Source organism: Methanocorpusculum bavaricum DSM 4179 (genome assembly GCF_000430905.1).
Classification (GTDB): domain Archaea; phylum Halobacteriota; class Methanomicrobia; order Methanomicrobiales; family Methanocorpusculaceae; genus Methanocorpusculum; species Methanocorpusculum parvum.
This window is the reverse complement of the sequence record NZ_AUMX01000021.1, coordinates 1-22,173: the sequence shown is the minus strand read 5'-3', so window position 1 is coordinate 22,173 and position 22,173 is coordinate 1. Positions and strand designations below refer to the sequence as shown.

23 protein-coding genes and 1 pseudogene are annotated in these 22,173 nt (G+C 52.6%); 18 read left to right on the top strand and 6 right to left on the bottom strand.

The genetic code is table 11. The features are described from left to right. Positions 1 to 252 (top strand): annotated as a pseudogene (locus tag H575_RS09405) (glycerol permease); the annotation flags it as partial. Between the two features lie 238 nt (positions 253 to 490). Here the strand turns inward: H575_RS09405 and H575_RS06320 are convergent. Next, positions 491 to 1,462 carry a DUF475 domain-containing protein gene (locus H575_RS06320; RefSeq protein ID WP_042699642.1) on the bottom strand — a complete coding sequence of 324 codons (972 nt, stop codon included), beginning with the start codon at positions 1,460 to 1,462 and terminating at the stop codon, positions 491 to 493. 79 nt (positions 1,463 to 1,541) lie between these two features. Between H575_RS06320 and H575_RS06315 the strand changes: the two genes are divergently transcribed. Both H575_RS06315 and H575_RS06310 read left to right on the top strand, forming a co-directional pair. Further along, positions 1,542 to 2,159 carry a DUF2115 domain-containing protein gene (locus H575_RS06315; RefSeq protein WP_052319996.1) on the top strand — a complete coding sequence of 206 codons (618 nt, stop codon included), beginning with the start codon at positions 1,542 to 1,544 and terminating at the stop codon, positions 2,157 to 2,159. 57 nt (positions 2,160 to 2,216) lie between these two features. Beyond that, positions 2,217 to 3,482 carry a cation:proton antiporter gene (locus H575_RS06310; RefSeq protein ID WP_042699639.1) on the top strand — a complete coding sequence of 422 codons (1,266 nt, stop codon included), beginning with the start codon at positions 2,217 to 2,219 and terminating at the stop codon, positions 3,480 to 3,482. On the opposite strand, the gene H575_RS06305 is transcribed toward H575_RS06310, so the two are convergent. After that, the gene (locus tag H575_RS06305) at positions 3,479 to 5,317 is read right to left on the bottom strand and encodes a YgiQ family radical SAM protein (RefSeq protein WP_042699636.1); all 1,839 of its coding nucleotides are present in this window, start codon (positions 5,315 to 5,317) and stop codon (positions 3,479 to 3,481) included. The two genes, H575_RS06310 and H575_RS06305, sit on opposite strands and share 4 nt — an antisense overlap. 489 nt (positions 5,318 to 5,806) lie before the next feature. Here H575_RS06305 and H575_RS06300 point away from each other — a divergent pair, with 489 nt between their 5' ends. Continuing rightward, positions 5,807 to 6,319: a DUF2178 domain-containing protein gene (locus H575_RS06300; protein ID WP_042699633.1), complete on the top strand. Its 513-nt coding sequence runs from the start codon at positions 5,807 to 5,809 to the stop codon at positions 6,317 to 6,319. Then, positions 6,309 to 6,500 carry a helix-turn-helix transcriptional regulator gene (locus tag H575_RS06295; protein WP_042699630.1) on the top strand — a complete coding sequence of 64 codons (192 nt, stop codon included), beginning with the start codon at positions 6,309 to 6,311 and terminating at the stop codon, positions 6,498 to 6,500. The genes H575_RS06300 and H575_RS06295 overlap by 11 nt, the downstream gene beginning before the upstream one ends. A 74-nt stretch (positions 6,501 to 6,574) precedes the next feature. Here H575_RS06295 and H575_RS06290 read toward each other — a convergent pair whose 3' ends face one another. Beyond that, the gene (locus tag H575_RS06290; RefSeq protein ID WP_042699627.1) at positions 6,575 to 7,243 is read right to left on the bottom strand and encodes a DUF120 domain-containing protein; all 669 of its coding nucleotides are present in this window, start codon (positions 7,241 to 7,243) and stop codon (positions 6,575 to 6,577) included. Between the two features lie 107 nt (positions 7,244 to 7,350). On the opposite strand from H575_RS06290, the gene H575_RS06285 reads away from it, so the two are divergent. From H575_RS06285 to H575_RS06240, 10 genes are all read left to right on the top strand, one after another. Then, entirely contained in the window at positions 7,351 to 8,061 is a 711-nt protein-coding gene (locus tag H575_RS06285; protein WP_042699625.1) for a helix-turn-helix domain-containing protein, read from the top strand. Next, positions 8,055 to 9,098 (top strand): hydroxymethylglutaryl-CoA synthase, encoded by a 1,044-nt coding sequence (locus H575_RS06280; RefSeq protein ID WP_042699622.1) that lies wholly within the window; start codon positions 8,055 to 8,057, stop codon positions 9,096 to 9,098. The genes H575_RS06285 and H575_RS06280 overlap by 7 nt, the downstream gene beginning before the upstream one ends. Positions 9,099 to 9,106: 8 nt before the next feature. After that, a complete protein-coding gene (locus H575_RS06275; protein WP_042699619.1) occupies positions 9,107 to 10,270 on the top strand; it encodes a thiolase domain-containing protein in 1,164 nt (387 codons plus the stop codon). A 1-nt stretch (position 10,271) separates the two neighbouring features. Beyond that, positions 10,272 to 10,664, top strand: coding sequence for a Zn-ribbon domain-containing OB-fold protein (locus tag H575_RS06270; protein ID WP_042699616.1), 393 nt, complete (start codon positions 10,272 to 10,274; stop codon positions 10,662 to 10,664). A 327-nt stretch (positions 10,665 to 10,991) separates the two neighbouring features. Further along, positions 10,992 to 12,938: an NADH-quinone oxidoreductase subunit 5 family protein gene (locus H575_RS06265; RefSeq protein ID WP_042699613.1), complete on the top strand. Its 1,947-nt coding sequence runs from the start codon at positions 10,992 to 10,994 to the stop codon at positions 12,936 to 12,938. Continuing rightward, positions 12,929 to 13,795 carry an NADH-quinone oxidoreductase subunit H gene (locus H575_RS06260; RefSeq protein WP_042699610.1) on the top strand — a complete coding sequence of 289 codons (867 nt, stop codon included), beginning with the start codon at positions 12,929 to 12,931 and terminating at the stop codon, positions 13,793 to 13,795. The genes H575_RS06265 and H575_RS06260 overlap by 10 nt, the downstream gene beginning before the upstream one ends. Further along, positions 13,795 to 14,229 (top strand): NADH-quinone oxidoreductase subunit B family protein, encoded by a 435-nt coding sequence (locus H575_RS06255; RefSeq protein WP_042699607.1) that lies wholly within the window; start codon positions 13,795 to 13,797, stop codon positions 14,227 to 14,229. The genes H575_RS06260 and H575_RS06255 overlap by 1 nt, the downstream gene beginning before the upstream one ends. Continuing rightward, positions 14,226 to 14,609, top strand: coding sequence for an NADH-quinone oxidoreductase subunit C (locus H575_RS06250; RefSeq protein ID WP_081406691.1), 384 nt, complete (start codon positions 14,226 to 14,228; stop codon positions 14,607 to 14,609). Before H575_RS06255 ends, H575_RS06250 begins: the two co-directional genes overlap by 4 nt. Next, positions 14,606 to 15,688, top strand: a complete 1,083-nt coding sequence (locus tag H575_RS06245) for a hydrogenase large subunit (RefSeq protein ID WP_042699605.1) — start codon at positions 14,606 to 14,608, stop codon at positions 15,686 to 15,688. The genes H575_RS06250 and H575_RS06245 overlap by 4 nt, the downstream gene beginning before the upstream one ends. Positions 15,689 to 15,694: 6 nt before the next feature. Beyond that, entirely contained in the window at positions 15,695 to 16,069 is a 375-nt protein-coding gene (locus H575_RS06240) for a 4Fe-4S binding protein (RefSeq protein WP_042699601.1), read from the top strand. Between the two features lie 705 nt (positions 16,070 to 16,774). On the opposite strand, the gene queC is transcribed toward H575_RS06240, so the two are convergent. The 3 genes from queC to H575_RS06225 are packed head-to-tail and all read right to left on the bottom strand — an operon-like array spanning position 16,775 to position 18,452. Next, complete coding sequence (queC, locus tag H575_RS06235; protein WP_042699598.1) at positions 16,775 to 17,443, bottom strand: 7-cyano-7-deazaguanine synthase QueC; 669 nt, start codon at positions 17,441 to 17,443, stop codon at positions 16,775 to 16,777. Then, the gene (locus H575_RS06230) at positions 17,440 to 18,048 is read right to left on the bottom strand and encodes a 7-carboxy-7-deazaguanine synthase QueE (protein WP_042699596.1); all 609 of its coding nucleotides are present in this window, start codon (positions 18,046 to 18,048) and stop codon (positions 17,440 to 17,442) included. Before H575_RS06230 ends, queC begins: the two co-directional genes overlap by 4 nt. Next, positions 18,045 to 18,452, bottom strand: a complete 408-nt coding sequence (locus H575_RS06225) for a 6-carboxytetrahydropterin synthase (RefSeq protein WP_042699594.1) — start codon at positions 18,450 to 18,452, stop codon at positions 18,045 to 18,047. Before H575_RS06225 ends, H575_RS06230 begins: the two co-directional genes overlap by 4 nt. A 415-nt stretch (positions 18,453 to 18,867) precedes the next feature. Between H575_RS06225 and H575_RS06220 the strand changes: the two genes are divergently transcribed. Genes H575_RS06220 through H575_RS06210 form a run of 3 tightly spaced genes read left to right on the top strand, consistent with a single transcriptional unit; the run spans position 18,868 to position 22,120 of the window. Further along, entirely contained in the window at positions 18,868 to 19,296 is a 429-nt protein-coding gene (locus H575_RS06220; RefSeq protein WP_042699591.1) for a 30S ribosomal protein S12, read from the top strand. A gap of 5 nt (positions 19,297 to 19,301) precedes the next feature. Further along, positions 19,302 to 19,886, top strand: a complete 585-nt coding sequence (locus H575_RS06215) for a 30S ribosomal protein S7 (RefSeq protein WP_042699588.1) — start codon at positions 19,302 to 19,304, stop codon at positions 19,884 to 19,886. Between the two features lie 35 nt (positions 19,887 to 19,921). Further along, on the top strand, positions 19,922 to 22,120 hold the full coding sequence (locus H575_RS06210; protein WP_042699585.1) for an elongation factor EF-2: 2,199 nt from the start codon (positions 19,922 to 19,924) through the stop codon (positions 22,118 to 22,120). Positions 22,121 to 22,173 lie beyond the last annotated feature (53 nt).

The window sequence follows — 22,173 nt, the reverse complement described above, 5'->3', positions numbered from 1 at the left end:
GAGTATTCGGCCGCGATCACCGCCCTTACCGGCAGTGCGGATCTTAAAGCAGCATTCGGGAACGGCGGTACTGCCGAGACGACCGAGATCGGTACCGAAGCAACCTGGAACGTCCGCATTTCCGCGAAGCTTGGGGCCGATACCTTCCAGATCAGTTTCAACCGCGATTCGATGACCGTTTCCGGCTATGCCGATGATGCGACGATCGCCGCGGTCGATGCCTGGGCAGACACCAAGCCGGCCCTGAACTAACGGGGGCAGGAGATGAGAATCTCCAGCCGCCTTAGGAAGCTCATCATGCTCTTCCTCGGGTTTCTCATCATACTCTTTGGGAAGCTCGTCGAGGGTGTGATCGCTGGGCAGAGGTGAACCCACCTCTCCCGGCAAATTTTTCTATTTTTTCTCTACGGATTCCCTGCAGAAATGCTCACTCCAATTCGGAAGGTAGATGGGATCACAACCCCGCCTAACCCCTCCCTCAAAAAAATAGTTACTCTTTTCTCGGCGCCGGGCAGGTTCCGTAGTCATGTCTCCGGATCCTGCGCAGAGAAAGTATAAAGAAGGTCGTAACGATGGTCACGGTAATGATCGGCGCGATCCAGATCGGCAGTTCCAGACCGACTCCTTCCGAGCACATGATCAGACCCAGACAAAGGATCGAGTACATCGCCCCGTTTTTCAGATACGCATATTTTCGGATACTGTCGATATTTCTGATCGTCAGTTCACGGACCACCAATGCCCCGATACCGTTACCGATCAGGATCAGAGGAACCGACATCGTGAACGCGAATGCGCCCACAACGCCGTCAATCGAAAACGTCGCATCGATCACTTCCAGAAGCATCAGTTTACTGATCTGGGATTTATGGCTCGCTGATTCCGGATCGCCCGTTCCTTTCTCAAGCTCCAGCGTTTTCGCATCCGCAAACAGACGGAATCCCTGCATCACGAAAAAGATTGCCGAACCCGCGACCGCCGCGACGGCGAGGAACGGATTGATCTGTACGGCGAAGTAGACAAGCGCCAGAAGAATAAGTGCGGCCACCGCATAGAACCAGGGACCGGTTCTGGAAAAAGCCAGTTCTCCGGGCACGATACAGTTCTTCTGCTCTGCCATAAACCAGTGCAGAAACAAAAACACCATGAACACTCCGCCTGCGAGAAGAAGGAACGGGGCACTATGTTCCATCGCGAGCGCCGCCGCCTCATCGCCGGAAAAAGTCGCGGTGAGTGCTCCGATCGGACCAAGCGAGGGAGCCGATGCCCATATAATTGCCCAGGGCAGAATACCGCGGACACCAAAGACCGCGATGATAAGACCCCAGGTAAGGAACCAGCGCCGCGCCCAGGCCTTCATCGTCGATAAAATATCCGCATTAATGATGGCATTATCTATGCTGGCAACGGTTTCGAAGGTAACAAGGCCGATGATCACCACTACGGCGTAGAGAATGTCCATGGAAAGTACACTGTATTCGACTCCCCGGAATATAAATGTGCTGTTTTCCAGCCCAGAAAATTAATAGGATTTGAAGCCAATGTATGATAATCTTTCAATGGACATCTTTTCACGTTCCGCCTCCTCCTCAAAGACCTTTATTGAAGATACGGTCACGGCTCTTCTTTCTGCAGAGACAAATCAGGCGGCCGCAGAAATAATCGGCAGGGCATTATCGGCCTACACGGTTTTTGATCTGCAGTACATCGGCGGCTATCTGAAACGTGAGGTCGATCGACTCCCGGATCCGTACCGCCGGCTGTACAAACCGTACTGTATGGACCTCTTCGATCAGTACCATGCATTCATGCAGGAGTACAGACCCGGGATCGTCTGCTCAGGTCCGCTTCCGGATCTCGGTCTCTGGAAAAAATACTGGGAGCCTGTTCCCGAACACTGCTTTCAGGACGCGGCCCGCTCGGAAAATATCCTGCCTCCCCAGGATCACCCTCTCGCAAAATTCTTCTACCGTCTGGTATTTGCCTACGTCATGTTCGTAAAAGGAGGCTGCGGTCATCCGATCGGCATGCCGTTTCCCGGAGGCCTCCGGATCCGGCAGGCGGGAGACATTGTGTACTGCCCGATCCGCGACCGGGAAAAGGACCTTCCCCTGGCGCTGTGTAACTACTGTCCGGCAAAACAGGATCCCGAGTACTGAGACTGCGGACATACAAGAGAAATTCTTTTTAGTAGCACAACCTAAATCAAGATACTTATGTTGGAAGAACTCGTATCCACCATCGAATTTCAGATGAGCCTGCTGTTATTCGTGGCATTGGGAGGATATCTTCTCGCGACACGGATACACCAGTCCGCGGTCATCGGCGAGATCCTGGTGGGTCTGATCGTCGGGCCGAGTGTTCTCGGACTGATTACTTACACGGATTTCGTCCAGAGTCTCGCCGGTCTTGGCGCTATTATCCTGCTGTTTGTTATCGGATTTGAGTTTGAACTGCGCGACATCACCAACTGGAAATATATCGTTATCGCTCTTTTGGGTGTCATCGTCCCCTGGATCGGGGGGTACATCACCGCAGTCTTCTTCGGCATGGACTTTTACAGCGCCATCTTTATCGGAACCGCTCTGACTGCGACCAGTATCGCGATCACCGCCAATGTTCTGCGGGAGATGGGCAAACTCCATCAGCCATTCGCAAAGGCGATCATCGGCGCTGCGGTCATCGACGATATCTTAAGTTTGATCGTGCTCTCGATCTGTGTCGATCTTGCGGCGACCGGAGAACTGATCCCGGTCTCGGTCGGCCTGACGGTCATCAAAGCGTTTGCCTTCGTCATAATCGCTGCAGTCCTTGGTGTCAAGTTCATCCCCAAACTCATTACCAAAATGGACGGGACCAAGATCGCCCGGCAGTTCCCGGAGTTCGTCTTCATCTTTGCGATGATGATCGCATTTTTCTATGCGATGATGGCCGAGGCCGTTGGAATTTCTGCGATCGTCGGCGCATTCCTTGCCGGCATCTGCGTAAACAGAGTGAGTCTGAAACATAGTATGGACATCAAACTCGGCGCCGAGTATCTGTATATCATCTTCGCGGCGATCTTCTTCGTATCACTCGGTATCATCGCAGATCTACGCTATCTTACTCAGGATATGGTGCTGTTCATCGCGATCCTGACGATCGTCGCCGTTATCACGAAAGTTATCGGCTGCGGTATCCCTGCAAAACTCATGGGAATGAGCTGGAAGGACTCGGCAGTTATCGGATTTGGGATGAATCCCCGGGGAGAAGTCGCGATGATCGTCGGTCTTATTGCTCTGAATCATTTTGAGGAGATGGCGGCAAAAGCCGTAGATCCGGCCGAAGCCGAACATCTCCTTCAGTTAGGAAACGAGCTGTTTATCGCGATTGTGGTGATAGCTCTTGTAACGACCGTGATCGTTCCGCTGGTTTACAAAGGCTTCTTTTTCCGAGGCGAGAAGCCGAAGTCCGTTGTATGTGAGCAGGAAGCAGAGAGTTAGACTCTTCTTTTTTTCGAGCTGCCGGATTTTTTCACCGGCGGCAGACCTTTGTTCGGCACGAGATCCCCGATCAGGTCACTTCTTCCGGCCTTCAAAAGGCCGGAGACGACATAATCATACTGTTTTGGATCCTTCCACTGAAGAAGGGCTCTCTGGATCCTTTTCTCATCGCCGAGAGGGACATGGACTTTTTTGCCGGTCAGGGGATCGAGTCCGGTGTAGTACATCGCGGTCGAAAGGGTCATCGGGACCGGAGTGAAGTCCTGGACCTGTTCGGTGTACATGCCCTTCTCTCTGAGATAGAGGGCAAGGGTGACCATGTCGTCTATCCGGCACCCGGGGTGGGAAGACATGAGATACGGGACGAGGTACTGCCGCTTTGGTTTGTCCTTCTGCAGAGCATCGAACCGTTTGCAGAATGCATCGAAGGCCGCTTTTCCAGGTTTGTTCATCAGCCGGGTGACCCGGTCGCTGATATGTTCGGGGGCGACTTTGAGGTGGCCGGAGATGTGGCGTTCGGTCAGCTCTTTCAGGTATTTGTCCCCGTCTTCCGTAGTTGGAACGAGGTCGTATCTTACCCCTGAGCTGATGAATACATGTTTGACTTTCCGGATCCGCGATACGTTTCTAAGCAGGGATAACTGTTCTTCCGTGCCCATTTTGAGCGAAGGGCAGGTCGTGCAGTTTTTGTCGGGGCATGGGCCGTTCTTCTCCCAGTTTGCACAATGGGATGCATACATGTTTGCCGAAGGTCCTCCAAGGTCCGAGACGGTTCCCCGAAACTCGGGCATTTTGGCGATCCTTTCTACTTCCCTGAGGATCGAAGCCTCGCTTCGCGAGACGATCTCTTTTCCCTGGTGATGGGTGATGGCGCAAAACGAGCAGGCGCCGAAACATCCCCGATGGGTGGTGACGGAGAACTGGATCGGGGTAAGTGCCGGGATCGGTTCCTTATACGCCGGGTGCTGTTTTCGGGTATAGGGCAGCTCGTAAATGATGTCGAGTTCCTCTGTTGTAAGAGGCCTTGCAGGCGGGTTCTGGACGATGACGGTCTTTGGGTGGGGCTGGATCAGGGTGTCTTTCGAGAGGTACTGGGTCCTGAATGCTTCAGCATAGATCTCCTTTTTCACTACGTCAGGATATCCCGGAAGTACGGTCCCGGCCGGCGGATGTTCCCGGAACGCGGCTATGCTCATCGTATAGCAGGTGCCTCTGATGTCTGTCAGGTCTTTCGCGCTTTCGCCGTTTTTCAGGCGGGAGGCGATCTCGATCAGCTGGAGTTCGCCCATGCCGTAGACGAGAAGCGAGGCCGGAGCGTCGGCAAGCATCCCCTGTTTGACGGTGTCGCTCCAGTAATCGTAATGAGCGAAGCGTCTGAGACTTGCTTCGATCCCGCCGATGATTATCGGGGTGTCTTTGAACAGACGGTGCAGGATATTCGTGTAAACGAGGGTCGTTTTTTCCGGGCGGGTGGGTTTTCCTCCGGGCGAATACGCATCGTCGTGCCGGCGGCGGAGTGCCGGGGTGTAGGCGCTGACCATGGGGTCAACGGCTCCGGGAAGGATGGCGAAGAAGAGGTTTGGTCTGCCGAATTGTGCGAAGTCGGTCCCTTCCCGGTCTTTCCAGTCGGGCTGGCTGATTATCGCAACGGAGAATCCTGCGTTGATCAGTGTTCGTCCGAGGAGTGCGGCGGCAAATGACGGATGATCGACATAGGCGTCAGCTGATACGAGGATGATGTCCGGGGTGTTTTTCCCGGTCATTTTTAACTCCTCAGCTGTTATTGGAATATAGTGCGGCTGCCCGGCGATGTTTCCGGTGGTGATTGAAGGCATGCTTATCCGTATGATGGGCTCTCTACGGAGATTAAGATTTACGCGGGATGTCCACGTTCAGAATCTATATATAGTAAAATGAATTATATACCAATTAATGAAGATCGGTTATACCGATACTTCATGACGCAGAAAACACAGATTTTCCCTATATAGAACCATACACACACACCAGCAGACCCCGGATCCGATCCACACCATCAAAAGAGATCCGGGGAGTTTTTTTATTTTATTTTGACGGGCTTCCCGCTATTTGAAAAAAAAACGGAAGCTATTTATTACATTATGTAAAATAGATTGTACTCTGAAGGATGGATCCGGTGAATGCCGCTCTCCTGTTCTTCAGTACCACAACAGAAAAAAGCAGAATCAGATTTTTTCTCATACCACCATACCAGGATGCCCGCCCCCTTCCCACACACACGCGGGCGGGTATTTCTATTTTGCAAATCCTTATAGTGTTCAATTACCATAAAGTAGGATTATCTGATGAAGAAAAATACCTTCTATATTATATTCGGTTTGATTGCCGTCTCGCTGCTTCTTTTATTCTGGCTTTCGGTAAAACTTACCAGTCCGTGGATCATCGCAATATCCGTACTCCTTTCCGCGGTAATTTTCTTCGTTCTCAAAAAACGCGTTACCGATCTTGATGAGGATGAGCGGAGTGTTCTCATCGAAATGAAAACCGCGTCGGCAACGATCAAGGCATCGGTCGTTCTTTTTCTGACGGTGAATCTTGCGACGACCGTTTATGTGTTCAGCGGCCCTCTGGGTTTTCATATATTTACCTACAGCCGTCTGAAAGATCCGATGATCCCTGCAGGCGGGTATGAATCCATTCCGTATTTTCCCATTCCTCCCGACATGATCCCGATCTGGGAACTCGGGCTGTTTGCTGTAATGCAGTTGGGTCTGATCGTCTCGGCGCTGTTCATTTATGTCGGATTCAGATTCTATTACGCCCAAAAGTTCAGTGTCTGGGGTGAAGATGAGGAATAAGATCAAGGTCTACCGGGCGATGCATGATCTGACGCAGGATGCTCTGGCAAAGGAACTGGGGGTGACCCGCCAGACGATCCTTGCGATAGAAAAGGGCAAGTATGATCCGTCGCTTGACCTGGCGTTTCGGATCGCCAGATATTTTCATACAACGGTCGAAGAGGTATTCCAATTTGACTGATACCTGATCAGAGTCAGGTGACGATCCTCTTTTCCCGTGTGTGAACACGAAGATTTGCTAAAATAGGGTGTGGTTTATCCGATAACCACGCTGACGTCGCTGTTTTCCTGCAGACCCAGGGTGTCACGGAGCTGGGTCCCGGAGATTATCTCGATCACATCTTCCGGGTGATGGGTCCGTCCGGGCACAACGATCGCACACGGGATGTCAGATATCGTGCATCTGATGCAGCGTGCCTCGCCGAACATCCGGTGTTCATCTTTGAATCCGGGAACGGTCGTCCATTCCAGAGAGTCCATCCGTTTTCTGATCTGCACGCTCTGGGGATTGAGTTTTATATTGAGTGTCCCCGGATACGGCGTGAATCCGCAGAGTTTTTGAAACTGTTCCTGATAATGCGGGATCGACATGTAATATCTTCCCTCGCCCACTCCGGAGATGACGGTTCCCGTGAGGATATACTGTTCATCTTTTACATCGAATATCTTGGCATACTCGGAGAATTCCCGCCGGAGATGCTCTTCGCCGGACCGGGTCACGAGAACGAACTGGCCGGTCGGCTCGGCGGTCCGTGAGATCATCTGTGCCTTTTCAAGCGACTGAAGTCTGCGTGATGCGGTCTGCTGGCTGATCCCGAGCTGATCTCCCAGAGTCTGCGTGGAGAGACGAACCGGTCCTTTACATCCGCCAAGCAGGGCGATCCGTCTCAGACAGGCCGCATCTTCTGCATCTATTATATGCATAACCCATCGTTGAATTGCTTACTATTTATGGGTTGGTATGGGCGTTGTTCGCGCATTGACGAATTCGACAACCAACTTCTTATGTAAGTAACGAAATATAGGTAAGTATGAAGCCGGTACTTCGCCAGCAGCTTGCCGAAAAGATGGCAGGCGAGATCACCCTCTCCGATTCACCCGGAAAAGCCCTGAAAAAATGGCGTACAAGTTTTCAGATCGCTCCGGGCGTACTCGCAGACCATCTTGGAGTTTCTCCGTCCGTTATCAGCGATTATGAGAGCGGCAGGAGAAAAAGTCCGGGAACCGGTGTCGTTGGGAAAATCGTAGACTCGCTTCTGAATGTTGACGAAGAAAATGGCGGGACATACATCAAAAAGTATGGCAAACTCCTGTTCTCGGATTATGACGACGAGGTCATTTATGATATTCATGACTTCGCGACCTCTATTCCTATCAGGGAGTTATCGGAACTGATCGAATGTTCCCTCATCTGCGGGGAGCTTGATTCCCAGATCTTCGGCTACACTGTTATTAACAGTACGAATGCCATTTTGAACCTTTCACCCAATGAGTTCAACCGCATTTACGGCTGGAGTACGGAACGCGCTCTGATTTTCACGGATATTTCGACCGGAAAATCCCCGATGATCGCGATCCGCGTCACCCCGTTCAAACCCCCGTATGTAATCCTTCAGGGGATAGATGAGGAACATGTCAGCCCGCTCGTCAAAAAGCTCGCAGAAAAAGATCACATTACCGTTCTCTGTACGCCCCTGGGAGTTCAGGATCTCGTTACACGTTTGAGGAAAACACAATGGTAGGCATAATCACCTACGGGGCATACATCCCCCGTTTCAGAATTAAAATCGAAGAGATTGCTCGTGTATGGGGAGCGAACGCCGCGGAGATTACCGGCGGACTTGGCGTTTTAGAAAAAGCCGTACCCGATTACGATGAGAACACAGCCACATTTTCCGTTGAGGCTGCCCGCTCGGCTCTGTGCCGGCGTCCGGTAGACGTTGCCGACATAAAGGCGGTCTATGTGGGATCCGAGTCACACCCCTATGCGGTCAAACCGACCGCAGTCACGGTCGGAGAGGCGATCGGCGCAACACCGGTTATGACAGCTGCAGACTACGAGTTCGCCTGTAAAGCAGGAACGGCCGCCATCCAGACCGCGATGGGCCTGGTTTCGTCAGGAATGATGAAGTATGCCGTCGCGATCGGAGCGGACACTGCTCAGGGAGCCCCCGGCGACGCACTGGAATATACGGCGGCTGCCGGAGGAGCGGCATACGTTATCGGTAATGATGATCCGATAGCAGTCATCAATGAGACCTGCTCCTTTACCTCCGACACGCCGGACTTCTGGCGTCGTGAAGGAGAGGATTATCCGCGGCATGGCGGCCGGTTCTCCGGGGATCCCGGATACTTCAAACACACGCTCGGGGCTGCAAAGTTGATGATGGAACTTCGCGGAACGAAACCTTCCGATTATACGCATGCAGTCTTCCACCAGCCGAATGCCAAATTCCCGCAGAAAGCAGCACAGATGCTTGGGTTCACGAAGGAACAGATCAAGGCAGGTCTTCTGGCTCCAAGACTCGGCAACACCTACAGCGGCGCTGTTCCTCTCGGTTTAGCGGCCGTATTGGATGTGGCAAAACCCGGTGACCGGATCTTTGTTACAAGTTACGGAAGCGGCGCCGGATCCGATGCCTTTGATATCACCGTGACCGACGCGATTTTGCATAAGATCGACCGTTCCAAGGGTCCGACCGTTGAGCAGATGCTTGCCACAAAGAAGTATCTTGACTATGCAGTATATGCCCGGCACAAGGGCAAGATCCGGATGTGAGGTGGATCATGAGAGAAGTAGCAGTAATTGGTGCAGGAATGACGAAGTTCGGAGAAAGATGGGACACATCTTTCCGTGATCTGTGTACAGAAGCAGGAATCGCCGCACTTGAAGATGCAAATGTGGCGGGAGAACAGATCGACGCATTGTTCGTCGGGTCGATGTCAGCCGGCAGATTCGTCGGTCAGGAACACGTCGGGGCGCTCGTTGCCGATTACGTGGGACTCGGCGGAGATCTCCACGTCCCGGCTACCCGTGTCGAGGCGGCCTGTGCGTCCGGAGGCCTTGCCTTCCGTCAGGCCGTAGCCGCAGTTTCTTCCGGCATGTCTGATGTCGTCATCGCGGCAGGTGTCGAGAAGATGACCGATGTCGGTGATTCGACGGATGTCCTCGCCGGAGCAGCCGACAGAGAATGGGAGAGTTTTGCAGGAGCGACCTTCCCCGGTCTCTACGCTATGATCGCATGCGACTACATGCACAAGTACGGACTGACCCGCGAGCAGCTCGCCCAGGTCGCGGTGAAAAACCATTTCCACGGAGCAAGAAACCCGTTCGCCCATTTCCAGAACGAGATCACCCAGTCGACCGTGATGAACTCGACCCTTGTCGCCTCCCCGCTTAGACTCTTCGACTGCTCACCCGTTTCCGACGGTGCCGCAGTCGTAGTTGTCTGCCCGCTTGAAAAAGCACGGGAGTTCACCGACACGCCGATCAAGGTCCTTGCCTCAGCCCAGGCCGGTGACACGATCGCTTTACACGACCGTCCTGACTTTTCCACGATGGGCGCAACCGTTGCCGTAGGAAACTCTGCGTTCCGGCAGGCAAAACTCGAACGAAAGGACATCGACTTTGTCGAAGTTCACGACTGTTTCACGATCGCAGAACTTTGTGCGATCGAGGATCTCGGCTTTGTTCCGAAGGGAACAGCCGGCAAGTTCACCGAGCAGGGCGAGACCCAGCTTGGCGGCAAGCTTCCGGTAAACACGTCCGGAGGTCTCAAGGCATGCGGCCACCCGGTCGGTGCCACAGGTATCAAACAGATCTGGGAAGTCGTCCAGCAGCTTCGCGGCGAGGGCGGCAAACGTCAGGTCGAAGGAGCTGAAATTGGTATGACACAGAATGTCGGAGGAACCGGCGCTACCGTTGTATCACACATCTTTAGGAGGGCCTGAGATGACCGTAGCACGATTCTGGAGAGAGATCCCCCAGAGGTATAATCTGGTCGGAACGAAATGCGAGGTATGCGGGGATGTCTTTTTCCCGCCGAGAGCGATCTGTCCTCACTGCCGCAGGGATGGAAAAATCGTCCCCTGTCAGTGTTCAGGCAAAGGAAAGGTCATGACCTACTCGGTCCTCTCCGCAGCAAGCGATCAGTTCTCAGCGCTGAAACCCTATGTTCTTGCGATCATCGAACTCGAAGAAGGAACACGGGTCACCTCGCACCTCATCTGTGAGCCCGAAGACGTCCATATCGGCATGCCGGTAAAATCCGTCTTCCGTGTTCTTGACCGCGAAGGTTCGGACGGGATCATCCATTACGGAACGAAGTTCGTTCCCGATCTCTAATTTTTTTCTTTTTTTTCAGCTTTTTACTGCGGGCGCGCTGTATCTGCCGGCCGGCGATGTCTTCCTGCAGGATTTCAGAGATTCCTATCCCATTCCGGTAATTTATCCGGCAATAATCTCTAGTAATCTGGAGAATAGCCAGGTATTTTTTTGTTCTTATCATAGAGAGACAAATGGATTTTCTTTTGGATCCTGCCTGGATCCCTGATATGTATCGGATCATTTCCGGCCGCATTTTTCATCCCGGCCAAAAATACTCGTATTCTCCCGGGGTTCATTAGAATGATTAATAATGATGAATGTCAATACTTTCAACAAGTGATATCTATGTACCCGCCGGAACTCATTGCCATACTGATATTGCTGCTTGTCCCTGTTTCTGCCGCTGTTCTTTTAGCGGTCTTCAAACCGGATCTTGTCCGCAATATCCTCGCAGGCATAACCTCGGTCATTATTATCGGCTCATCCGTCTTTCTGGCATGGAAAGCATTGCTTGCTCCCGTATCTTTGACCCTCGAACATACTGAATGGATCGGGATGCTGTTATTCATCGCTGAAATCGGTGTAGCTCTCGTTATTCTGGGCCTTTCGATCAAATACCGGAAAATACTTCCGCTTCTTCTTTCGGTTGTTCAGCTGATCCTTATTCTGATCCTCGAGCTCTTCGGCATTGCCGGCCCTCATGCGATGACCACGTTCACGGTCACCGGCCTCTCGGCTGTGATGGTCCTCATCATCGGCATCATCGGCACACTGATCTGTGTCTATGCTCTGGGCTATATGAAGGATTATCATGATCATCAGATCGGCGTTCCGGTACGCAAACGCTACTTCTTCGCTTTGATGTTCCTCTTCCTCTCGGCGATGTTCGGACTGGTTCTGTTCAATAATCTTATGTGGATACTTTGTGCGTGGGAAGTCACAACGCTGTGTTCCTTCCTTCTGATAGGATACTCACGGACCCCTGAAGCAGTGAAAAATGCGTTTCGTGCTGTGTGGATGAATCTGATCGGCGGGATCTGTTTCACCCTTGCGATATTCTTTTTGCTTCGCATCAATACGCCGGTGAATCTGCTCTCGGTAACCGATCTGCTCGCCTTCCCGAACGTCTCCGCTCTGACGATCCCGCTGGCATTCATCGCGGTGGCCGGATTGACGAAGGCTGCCCAGATGCCGTTTTCGACCTGGCTCACAGGAGCAATGGTCGCCCCGACCCCGGTATCCGCTCTGCTGCATTCCAGCACAATGGTGAAGGCCGGCGTGTATCTTCTGGTGCTCTTCGCCCCGCTGTTTTCGCAGACATGGGTGGGGATCTTCCTTGCTCTGATAGGGGCATTCACCTTCCTTGCGACCTCGGCCCTCGCGATCTCGCAGAGCAATGCGAAGAAAGTTCTCGCCTATTCAACGATCGCGAACCTTGGTCTTATCACTGCGTGTGCCGGAATAGGAACGGCCGAGGCAATCATGGCGGCGATCCTGTTGATCATCTTCCATGCGGTCGCCAAGGCGCTTCTCTTCCTCTGTGTGGGAGCAGTTGAACATAAGATCGGGAGCCGTGACATCGAGGACATGGACGGACTTCTGGTCCGCCTCCCGCTCCTCTCTACGATGATGGTCATCGGTATTTCCGGGATGTACCTCGCACCCTTTGGTATGCTCATTTCCAAATGGGCGGCCCTGGAAGCTTTCCTGACCGCTCCGCTCGGATGCGTGTTCATCGCGATCCTTGCATTCGGCAGTGCCTTTACCATCTTCTTCTGGACAAAATGGCTCGGCAAACTGTTCATGAGAATGAACAGACCGCCTGCGGAAAAGATCGCCCTCCATATATCCGAGAAGCTCTCGGTGATCGTTATGGGCGTTCTTGTGATTGGCTGCTGTCTCGGGTTCCCGGCGATCATAACGGGAGTGATCATCCCCTACCTTAACGGGATCCGTCCGTACTTCTATCTGGGCAATAAGGGATTCTTCTACTTCGATACCCTGGTCATGCTCGGTCTTATGGCTTTCATCCTGCTGTTCCTCGTGATCGGTGCTTTCCTTGGTTCCCGGGAAGGACGGACGATCGCTCCGTATCTTGGCGGCCGCGCTGTTGACAGCGAAGGCAGGTTCCTTGGTTCTCTCGGCGTATATAAAGAGGCAAAGACCTCGAACTACTATCTTGAAGAGTACTGCGGTGAAAAGGCCCTTCTCAAACCCTCGTGGGTCATCTCGGGAGTTCTGATCATCGTGATGCTTGTTCTCGGATTTATGGGGGTGATGATATGGATATAATGTTTTTTGTAGGGGCGCTGACCTTTCTGATCCTCGCTCCGATCCTCGGCGGACTCCTTTCCGGATGCGACCGCGTGTTAACTGCCCGTTTCCAGTCAAGAGTCGGCCCGCCGCTTCTTCAGCCGTTTTACGATGTGGCCAAACTCTGGCATAAGGAAAAAGCGTTCTCCAATCCTTTGGAGATCATCTTCACCACGGCATATCTGATCCTGATCGCATTTTCAGGAGGAATGGTCGCTACCGGAGGCAATTTCCTGTTTGCGGTCTTCTCGCTCGCACTCGCCCACACCTTCCTGATCCTTGCAGCATATTCGGCTAACGCTCCCTATGCTCATATCGGTGCGGAACGTGAACTTCTCAGCGTCATGATCACTGAACCGATCCTGATCCTGCTTGCCGTAGGATTTTTCATGGTTTCGGGCAGCTTCGAGACCTATCATATGCTCACTCTGGGCACACCCGCGATCATCCTCCTGCCGGGTGTGTTCATCGCTCTGATAGCGGTCCTGACGCTCAAACTCAGAAAATCACCGTTCGATATCTCGACCTCGCACCACGCCCATCAGGAACTGGTCAAAGGTGTGACCTCCTCCCTGTCGGGAAGAAGTCTTGCCAAGGTGGAGATCGCCCACTGGTATGAGATGCTCATATTCCTCTGCATGATCTTCTTCTTCTTTGCCGGGTATCCAGTACTTTCCGCAGTAGCGGTCATCCTGGCGTTCCTTCTGGAAATCGTCATCGACAATATCTTCCCGCGTGTGACCTGGAAGATGACGGTCAAGAGTCTGTGGATCGTCACTCTCGTCTTCGGAGTAGGAAACATTGTCGTTCTTGGCATCCTTGGAGGTATAGTATAATGAGTTCGGCATCAAAATCCCCCTGGCTTCTCCATTACAATGCATCCAGCTGTAATGGATGTGATATCGAGATCCTCGCCGCCCTGACTCCAGTCTACGACGTCGAGCGGTTTGGTATCATCAATACCGGAAACCCGGCTCACGCCGACATCTTTGTGGTGACCGGCGGGGTGAACGAACAGAACAAAGCGGTTCTGAAAAACATCTACGACCAGATCCCTGAACCGAAGGTTGTGGTCGCGGTCGGAATCTGCGCATCGAGCGGCGGTGTTTTCCGTGAGTGTTACAATATCTCAGGCGGCGTCGATACGATCATTCCGGTGGACGTGTATGTCCCCGGATGTTCCGTTCGTCCCGAGGCGCTCATTGAGGGAATCGTGAAGGCGCTTGGCGTTCTGGAAGAAAAACGGGCAGCTATGGAGGCAAAAAAATGAATATGAAGATCGATTCCATTGAAGTTGCTGATGTGCAGAAAACCGCCGGCACTATGCGAACCGGCGGATACCGGCTGGTTGTGATGACCTGCACGCCGGCCGACGAAGGCTACTATATCACCTACTCGTTCGAAAAGGAGACGGATCTCCGGCATTACCGCATCGCCGTTTCTGAAGGGACGAAGATCCCGTCGATCGGGTCATCCTACGGCGGGGCATTCGTGTATGAAAACGAGATCCATGATCTGTATGGATTTACGTTTGAAGGGATGTCTCTCGATTTCGGCGGAACGTTCATCAAAACATCCGTTCCTTATCCGTTCAAAAAGAAGGAGCAGCCTGCTCCGACGGTGACCGTCGTTAAGGAGGCGAAAGAATGACCGGCAGACAGACGATCATTCCGTTCGGACCCCAGCACCCCGTGCTTCCCGAGCCGATCCATCTGGATCTGGTCGTGGAGGATGAGCGTGTCGTTTCGGCGATCCCGTCGATCGGGTATGTTCACCGCGGGCTTGAGAGCCTGGTGGACCGCCGCGATTATCAGGATTTTGTGTTTCTCGCGGAGCGTATCTGCGGTATCTGCAGTTTCACGCACTCCTCGACCTTTTGCCAGGGGATAGAAGGGCTGATGGGTATCCAGGTCCCGCAGCGGGCGACGTATCTTCGGACGATGTGGGGCGAGTACTCGCGTCTCCACAGTCATCTTCTGTGGCTCGGCTTGTTTGCCGACTCGCTCGGGTTCGAGAGCCTGTTCTATCAGGCATGGAAGATCCGCGAATCGATCCTTGATGAGATGGAGGCAACGACCGGCGGCCGGGTGATCCAGGGGGTCTGCAAAGTAGGCGGTGTCCGGCGTGATGTCGCAAACTCCTTCCTTTCGGATATGGATGACCGGCTCGATGAGATCGAGGATGAGATGAAGGATCTTACGAACGTGTTCCTGAATGATTACACGCTGACCAAACGTCTGGTCGGCAAAGGCGTTCTCTCAAAAGAGGATGCCTATTATCTTGGAGCGGTCGGTCCGACGGCCCGCGGCAGCGGTCTTGATCTGGATGCCCGCTCTACCGGCTATCTCGCCTACGGCGATATCGGGTTCAAACCGGTCGTTGAGAAAGGCGGCGACGGATATGCCCGCTGTGCGGTCAGATGTAAGGAGTTGTTCCAGTCGGTGGAGATCATCCGCCGGGTGATCACCGATATGCCGGAAGGAGATGTTTTCACTCCTGTGAAGGGTAATCCCGACGGCGAATACTTCAGCCGCTCCGAGCAGCCGAGGGGCGAGGTCATCCATTATCTGAAAGGGAATGGAACCAAGCATCTTGCACAGTTCCGGGTGAGAACGCCGACCCTGACGAATATCCCGCCTCTGGTGTCGATCCTTGCAGGCTGCGAGCTTGCCGATGTTCCACAGATCGTGTTGACGATCGATCCGTGTATCGGCTGTATGGAGAGGTGAACTGTCATGAAGATGCTTAAAACGATCCTGAAACAGTTCCTCAACAAGCCGGCGACGACGATGTTCCCGTATGTGCCTCTGGAGAACTTCGAGGGGACCCGGGGTCATCTGGTTTTCGATCCGGCGAAGTGCACGTCATGCATGATGTGTATGAAAAGGTGTCCTTCACAGGCGATCACCGTTCAGCGGGCTGAGAAGATCTGGACACTCGACCGGTTCCGCTGCGTTATGTGCGGGAACTGTGTTGATGTGTGTAAGTTTGATGCCCTCTCGATGGAACGGGAATACGCGAAGTCGGCGACCCCGGCGGAGCGCAGCGTCGAGACCTACGAGATCACGTATGTGAAACCCGAGCGGCCGAAAAAGGAAACCGCAGAGTAATCCTTTTTTTCTTTTATTTTTGGAATGAATTTTCTGCAGAAAAAAGAGCGTTTTTTTAATGGGAGTTACGAGGGGCCCCCCCAATCAAAAAGCTGACGTACTTATGAGATGTACTTCAATTTCGTGTATGAAATACGTGTGGATACATGAGAAATCCCACCGCGAATAATCGCGAATAAACGCGAATCGCATTTTCCTTACGCTGTCTTCTTGTCCTCGTCGTTTCACTCCTCGGCCGCGTTCCTACGCTACGCCTGATCGGCTCCGCGTGGCCGGAACGCCAGCGTGGAAAATGCTGGAAAACCCGCGTCGCGGGTTTTCTCATGAGAAAATACTGATCTCTTATATTATAAATGGGTTAGAGATGTTTTATAGAAAACCCGCGACGCGGGTTTTCCAGCATTTTTCGTTCCGCCGTCCCGGTCACGCGAAGCCGATCAGGCGTAGCGTAGGGACGCGACCGAAGGTCAAGAGGGCGGAACAGGAAAAATGCGATTCGCGTTTATTCGCGATTGCGTGCAAGCCGAAGGCTTGCGTGCCGCCTCAAATGGGCTTTGCCCATTTGGGCTTATTCGCGGTGGGATTTCTCATGTATCCACACGTATTTCATACACGAAATTGAAGTACATCTCATAAGTACGTCAGCTTTTTGATTGGGAGCACACCGCGTAACTCCTATTAGAAAAAAAGAGCGGATGATAAAAATTATTTTTTGTAGGGGATCGGATCTTCCATCCCGAGGTCTGCAAAAGCCTTCATCCGTGCAAGGCAGGATGAACATACCCCGCATGCCTCGTCATTCTCCGAATAACAGGACCATGTGTCTTCGTAGGGAACACACAGACGTATTCCCTCCCGGAGGATGCTGGTCTTATTCATCGATACGAACGGGGTCAGGAGCTGGATCGGTGTAGGCGTCTGTGTTCCGATGTAGATCACTCTCTGCATAGCTTCGATGAACTTCGGCGTGCAGTCCGGATACCCCGTGTGGTCGCCCGACTGAACACCGATGAAAATCGCCTCCCCGCCCCGGGACTCACAGTACGACGTGGCGATCGAAATCAGATTTCCATTTCTGAACGGCACATACGTATTTGGGCGGTTGGCTTTTCCCAATACCCCTGACTCGACCGGAATGTTTGGATCCGTCAGACTGCTCGCTCCAAACTTCGTGAAGTAATCGAGTGTGATTTCTACAAAATCGACTGCACGCAGGCGTTCTGCGATCTTTTTCGCACATTCAAGTTCCTTCTTTTCTGTTCTCTGACCGTAATTCACATGAAGGGCCAGAATATCATACCCCATCTTCTTTGCAACAAAGGCAAGAGTCGTGGAGTCCATTCCTCCTGACAGGAGGCATACTGCTTTTTTCATTGTACATGCACCACTTTATGCAGCTGAAGCTGGAATCTGACCGGCAGACGTTCAGCAATGATCGTTTCAATGAGCCACTTCGTGTCTGTACCAAACACAGGCGTGATACAGACCGGGGATTTCGGTTTATGGGCGGCGAGAACCTCCACCATATACAGATAATCCGCCTCGTCGCCGATAACGAATTTCAGACAATCCTTTTCGGTGAGGCTCGATAAAAGCGACAGATCGCTCATCTCCCCGGATGACGGGCACTTCACATCCATACAAATGGACGCATACGCCGAAACATCGTCGAACGGGATCGTGCCGTTCGTTTCGATATCTACATGGATATCTGCGGCCCCCAGAATCTCCAGAAGAGGGATCAGCTCCTCCTTCTGGAGAAGAGGTTCGCCTCCCGTCACGCAGACATAGGAAAGACCGGAATCCGCGATCTCTTTCACGACCTCGTCCACGCTTCTGTCCGTCCCTTTCTCAAACGAGTATTCCGTGTCGCACCAGGCGCATCGGAGATTACAGCCCGAAAGCCTGAGGAAAAAACAGGGCATACCCTGCCGTTCCCCTTCGCCCTGCAGACTCACGAATGTTTCCGCAACTCTCATTCTGCAAAGACCTCGGCATAGCAGCCTTCCGACTCCCATACCCGCAGTTTTGCGACCCTGGCGCTCAGCTCATGTTCTTTGCAGAACGTGTTCAGCCGCTCGCGGATGTCTTCCGCCAGAAGTTCGCTTGTCGGGTCGCCGTTCGTCAGAACGGGTGTCTGGAATCGGGAAAGCGCCTCGACCATCGGGTCGTCTTTATTCAACACGACCTGATGGTCGTAGACATTGATGATGTTTTTGATGATATTGTAATCGAGCAGGATCCGTGATTTTTCATCCGGTGTTCCGTCCATCCAGACCTCAACGCTCCAGCGGTGACCATGAAGTCTGGAACATTTTCCCTCGTAATGCATCAGACGGTGGGATGCATCGAAGTGGGTTTCTTTATAGATCCGGGTAACCATTGATGTACTGTTTTGCCTTCAAGACCATAATACTCTTCTTCGGAGTCCATTCACCCTCCCGCGAGGATGCTGTTTTTTGGTCCTGATCCAGCTTGGACCAAGTCCACGCCAAGGTTCTCAAAATCACACTCTCGAAAAGGAGTTCCTGAAATGTGGTATATAAATGTGCTGATTGAAAGGCGGTCTTTCCTGAATTTATCTCAAAACCAGCATTTTTTCATCTCTGAGAGAGCGCCCATTACTATTATTATCACTCCCCGCTCATAAGTATAGGAACACGCTGAGAAGACCGTATCTATGTCAGGCACGGTCGGTCAGCAGGTGTTCGGGATCCTGCATGCAGGATGTCGAACCCTCCCCCCCGTTATTCGGGCGGGTTCATTCACAATATAATCCAAACCAATGAGGAAACTTCATGGGACAGGGAAAATTCGCAGCAAGACAACTCGTTCGCACCGCAAAGAAATTCCGGTGGAGCGACTCGGTTTACTCGCGCAGAGCGCTTAAACTGAAACTGAAAGCAGATCCCCTTGAGGGAGCACCAATCGGACGCGCAATCGTTCTTGAAAAGGTCGGTGTGGAAGCAAAACAGCCGAACTCGGCAATCAGAAAATGTGTCCGTGTTCAGCTGATCAAAAACGGCCGTCAGGTCACCGCCTTCGCGGTCGGCGACGGTGCTATCAACTTCATTGATGAACACGACGAAGTCACCATTTGTGGTATCGGCGGTCGTGCAGGTCGTTCAATGGGAGATATTCCCGGAGTTCGTTTCGTTGTAAGCGGCGTCAACGGCGTTTCGCTCAATGAACTTGTCATCGGACGTGCCGAGAAAGCACGGAGGTAAATAGTATGACAGAAGAAGCAGCCACCAGCAAGATCCTTCTCTTTAACAAGTGGGATATGAGCGAAGTTGTCGTAAAGGATCCAGGAATGGTCCGCTACGTCACTGTCACCTCTACCGAAGTTCCAAGCAGCTGCGGCAGACTTACCCAGCAGCAGTTCACCAAGAGTGAAATGGCGATCGTCGAAAGACTGATCAACCGTCTCATGCAGCAGGAATACAACACCGGTAAGAAGATGATGTGTACCAAGATGGTCATGGACGCATTCGACGTCATCAACAAGAAAACCAAGCAGAACCCGCTTCAGGTTCTTGTTGACGCCGTAGCAAATGCAGGTCCCCGTGAGGAGACCGTTCGTCTGAAGTACGGCGGTATCAACGTTCCAAAGTCCGTTGACTCAGCCCCGATCCGCCGTGTCAACACTGCTCTTCGATACATTGCTCTTGCAACCTGGAGAGGCTCACACAAAACAAAGAAACCCGCATACCTTGTGCTCGCCGATGAGCTGATCATGGCAGCAAAGGGAGACGCAAAGTGTTTCTCTGTTGGAAAGAAGGAAGAAGTCGAACGGATTGCAAAATCCGCACGGTGATTTCCCCATATATTCTTTTTTAAAAAAGGTGTTTTATGTCACGCGGAAAAAAGATGGTAGAACGAATTACGGAGCTCATGAATGATCCCGAGCACATCCGTAATATCGGTATCGTAGCGCACATTGATCACGGAAAGACCACCCTCTCGGACAACCTTCTCTCAGGAGCAGGAATGATCAGCGAGGAACTCTCCGGAAAAGCCTGCTGGATGGACTCTGATGAAGAGGAACAGGCACGCGGAATCACCATTGATGCATCAAACGTATCCATGGTCCACATGGTCGGCGGTCACGAGTATCTTATCAACATGATCGATACTCCAGGCCACGTCGACTTCGGCGGGGATGTTACCCGTGCAATGCGTGCAGTCGACGGCGCAGTCGTCGTTGTCGACGCAGTCGAAGGTCCGATGCCCCAGACGGAGACCGTTCTTCGTCAGGCACTCAAAGAGGGTGTTCACCCGGTCCTGTTCATCAACAAGGTCGACAGACTTATCAACGAGCTGAAAGTTAACCCCCAGGAAATGATGATCCGTCTTGGAAAAGTCATTGACAAGGTCAACAAGCTCATCAAAGGCATGAACGAGGAGCTCTACACCAAAGGTGGATGGAAACTCGATCCGATGAAAGGAAACGTCGCTTTTGGTTCTGCTCTGTACAACTGGGCCGTTTCGATCCCTTACATCAAGACGACCGGTGTTTCCCTGCAGACCGTTATCGACAAGTGTAACGAAGGCGATATGAAGTACCTTGCAAAGGCTTCTCCGCTTCACTCAGTACTTCTCGATATGGTCGTGACTTTCCTCCCGAACCCGCTTCAGGCACAGGGTAAGAGATGCCACATCATCTGGCACGGCGATGTTGAGTCCCCGGTCGGAAAGGCAATGTATGCATGCGATGCCAAAGGTCCGATCGCAATGATGATCACCGATATCTCCTTTGACAAGCACGCAGGAGAGATTGCTACGGGTAGACTGTTCTCCGGAACCCTTACCCGCGGTCAGGAGGTCTTTATCTCCGGGACAGCTGGTAAGCCGAACAGACTTCAGGGTGTCGGTATCTTTATGGGTCCGACCCGTGTTGAGGTGGACAAGGTCGTTGCCGGAAACATTGCGGCAGTGACCGGTCTGAGTGATGCGATCGTCGGTTCGACCGTTACGTCCCTTAAAGACATGACGCCGTTCGAGTCCCTTAAGCACTACTCCGAGCCTGTTATGACCGTCGCGGTCGAAGCAAAGAACATGAAGGATCTTCCAAAGCTTATCGAAGTTCTTCACCAGGTCGGAAAGGAAGACCCGACTGTCCGTATCAACATCAATGAAGAGACGGGCGAACACCTGATCGCCGGTATGGGCGAACTCCACCTTGAGGTCGTTACCGGCCGTATCAAGAGAGACAAGGGTGTGGATATCGTTACCTCCCCGCCGATCGTTGTGTACCGTGAGACGGTCGCAAAGCCGCTTGACGGAACCGTTGAGGGTAAGTCTCCGAACAGACACAACAGATTCTTTATGTCTGTTGAGCCGATGCCGGAAGAAATCCTGAAAGCGATCCAGTCGGGCGAGATCTCGATGAACATGGAAAACATTGCCCGCCGTGACGCTCTTGTAGCACTTGGTATGGACAAGGATGAGGCCAAGTCCGTGAAGGATATCTACGGCTCGAACATGTTCATTGACTGCACGAAAGGTATCCAGTACCTGAATGAAACGATGGAACTGATCCTTGACGGTGTTCACGAGGCACTCGACGGCGGACCGCTTGCTGATGAGCAGGTCCAGAATGTTCTGATCAAACTCCACGATGTAAAGCTTCACGAGGATGCTATCCACCGTGGTCCGGGACAGGTCATTCCTGCAGTTCGCGGTGGTATGAAGGCAGCTCTTCTTATGGCCGGCGACACACTCCTTGAACCGATTCAGAAGATCCAGATCACTGTTCCGCAGGATCAGATGGGTGCAGCAATCTCCCAGATCCAGGGTCGCCGTGGTCAGCTGTCCACGACTGAGTCCGAAGGTGACCAGATCGTGGTTAACGGTGAGGCACCGGTCGCAGAGCTCTTTGGTTTCGCGGGCGATATCCGTTCAGCAACCGAAGGCCGTGCTATGTGGTCTACCGAGTTCGCAGGCTTCTCCCCGGTTCCCCAGGGAATGCTTTCCGAGATCGTTATGGGTATCAGAAAGAGAAAGGGTCTCAAAGAACAGATCCCGACTCCGAAGGATTACCTCGATTAATTTTTCACGTTCAAGGGTCATCTGGCCGTTTCCCGCAGGCGGTATGCCTGGGG

Excerpts from the sequence above, each read along its gene's own strand:
- H575_RS06315 (WP_052319996.1), top strand. The coding sequence starts at position 1,542 with ATGTATGATAATCTTTCAATGGACATCTTTTCACGTTCCGCCTCCTCC.
- queC (WP_042699598.1), bottom strand. The coding sequence starts at position 17,443 with ATGAAAAAAGCAGTATGCCTCCTGTCAGGAGGAATGGACTCCACGACT.
- H575_RS06230 (WP_042699596.1), bottom strand. The coding sequence starts at position 18,048 with ATGAGAGTTGCGGAAACATTCGTGAGTCTGCAGGGCGAAGGGGAACGG.
- H575_RS06310 (WP_042699639.1), top strand. The coding sequence starts at position 2,217 with ATGTTGGAAGAACTCGTATCCACCATCGAATTTCAGATGAGCCTGCTG.
- H575_RS06215 (WP_042699588.1), top strand. The coding sequence starts at position 19,302 with ATGACAGAAGAAGCAGCCACCAGCAAGATCCTTCTCTTTAACAAGTGG.
- H575_RS06275 (WP_042699619.1), top strand. The coding sequence starts at position 9,107 with ATGAGAGAAGTAGCAGTAATTGGTGCAGGAATGACGAAGTTCGGAGAA.
- H575_RS06245 (WP_042699605.1), top strand. The coding sequence starts at position 14,606 with ATGACCGGCAGACAGACGATCATTCCGTTCGGACCCCAGCACCCCGTG.
- H575_RS06240 (WP_042699601.1), top strand. The coding sequence starts at position 15,695 with ATGAAGATGCTTAAAACGATCCTGAAACAGTTCCTCAACAAGCCGGCG.
- H575_RS06280 (WP_042699622.1), top strand. The coding sequence starts at position 8,055 with ATGGTAGGCATAATCACCTACGGGGCATACATCCCCCGTTTCAGAATT.
- H575_RS06265 (WP_042699613.1), top strand. The coding sequence starts at position 10,992 with ATGTACCCGCCGGAACTCATTGCCATACTGATATTGCTGCTTGTCCCT.
- H575_RS06250 (WP_081406691.1), top strand. The coding sequence starts at position 14,226 with ATGAATATGAAGATCGATTCCATTGAAGTTGCTGATGTGCAGAAAACC.
- H575_RS06255 (WP_042699607.1), top strand. The coding sequence starts at position 13,795 with ATGAGTTCGGCATCAAAATCCCCCTGGCTTCTCCATTACAATGCATCC.
- H575_RS06295 (WP_042699630.1), top strand. The coding sequence starts at position 6,309 with ATGAGGAATAAGATCAAGGTCTACCGGGCGATGCATGATCTGACGCAG.
- H575_RS06270 (WP_042699616.1), top strand. The coding sequence starts at position 10,272 with ATGACCGTAGCACGATTCTGGAGAGAGATCCCCCAGAGGTATAATCTG.
- H575_RS06300 (WP_042699633.1), top strand. The coding sequence starts at position 5,807 with ATGAAGAAAAATACCTTCTATATTATATTCGGTTTGATTGCCGTCTCG.
- H575_RS06220 (WP_042699591.1), top strand. The coding sequence starts at position 18,868 with ATGGGACAGGGAAAATTCGCAGCAAGACAACTCGTTCGCACCGCAAAG.
- H575_RS06290 (WP_042699627.1), bottom strand. The coding sequence starts at position 7,243 with ATGCATATAATAGATGCAGAAGATGCGGCCTGTCTGAGACGGATCGCC.
- H575_RS06305 (WP_042699636.1), bottom strand. The coding sequence starts at position 5,317 with ATGCCTTCAATCACCACCGGAAACATCGCCGGGCAGCCGCACTATATT.
- H575_RS06225 (WP_042699594.1), bottom strand. The coding sequence starts at position 18,452 with ATGGTTACCCGGATCTATAAAGAAACCCACTTCGATGCATCCCACCGT.
- H575_RS06320 (WP_042699642.1), bottom strand. The coding sequence starts at position 1,462 with ATGGACATTCTCTACGCCGTAGTGGTGATCATCGGCCTTGTTACCTTC.
- H575_RS06260 (WP_042699610.1), top strand. The coding sequence starts at position 12,929 with ATGGATATAATGTTTTTTGTAGGGGCGCTGACCTTTCTGATCCTCGCT.
- H575_RS06285 (WP_042699625.1), top strand. The coding sequence starts at position 7,351 with ATGAAGCCGGTACTTCGCCAGCAGCTTGCCGAAAAGATGGCAGGCGAG.
- H575_RS06210 (WP_042699585.1), top strand. The coding sequence starts at position 19,922 with ATGTCACGCGGAAAAAAGATGGTAGAACGAATTACGGAGCTCATGAAT.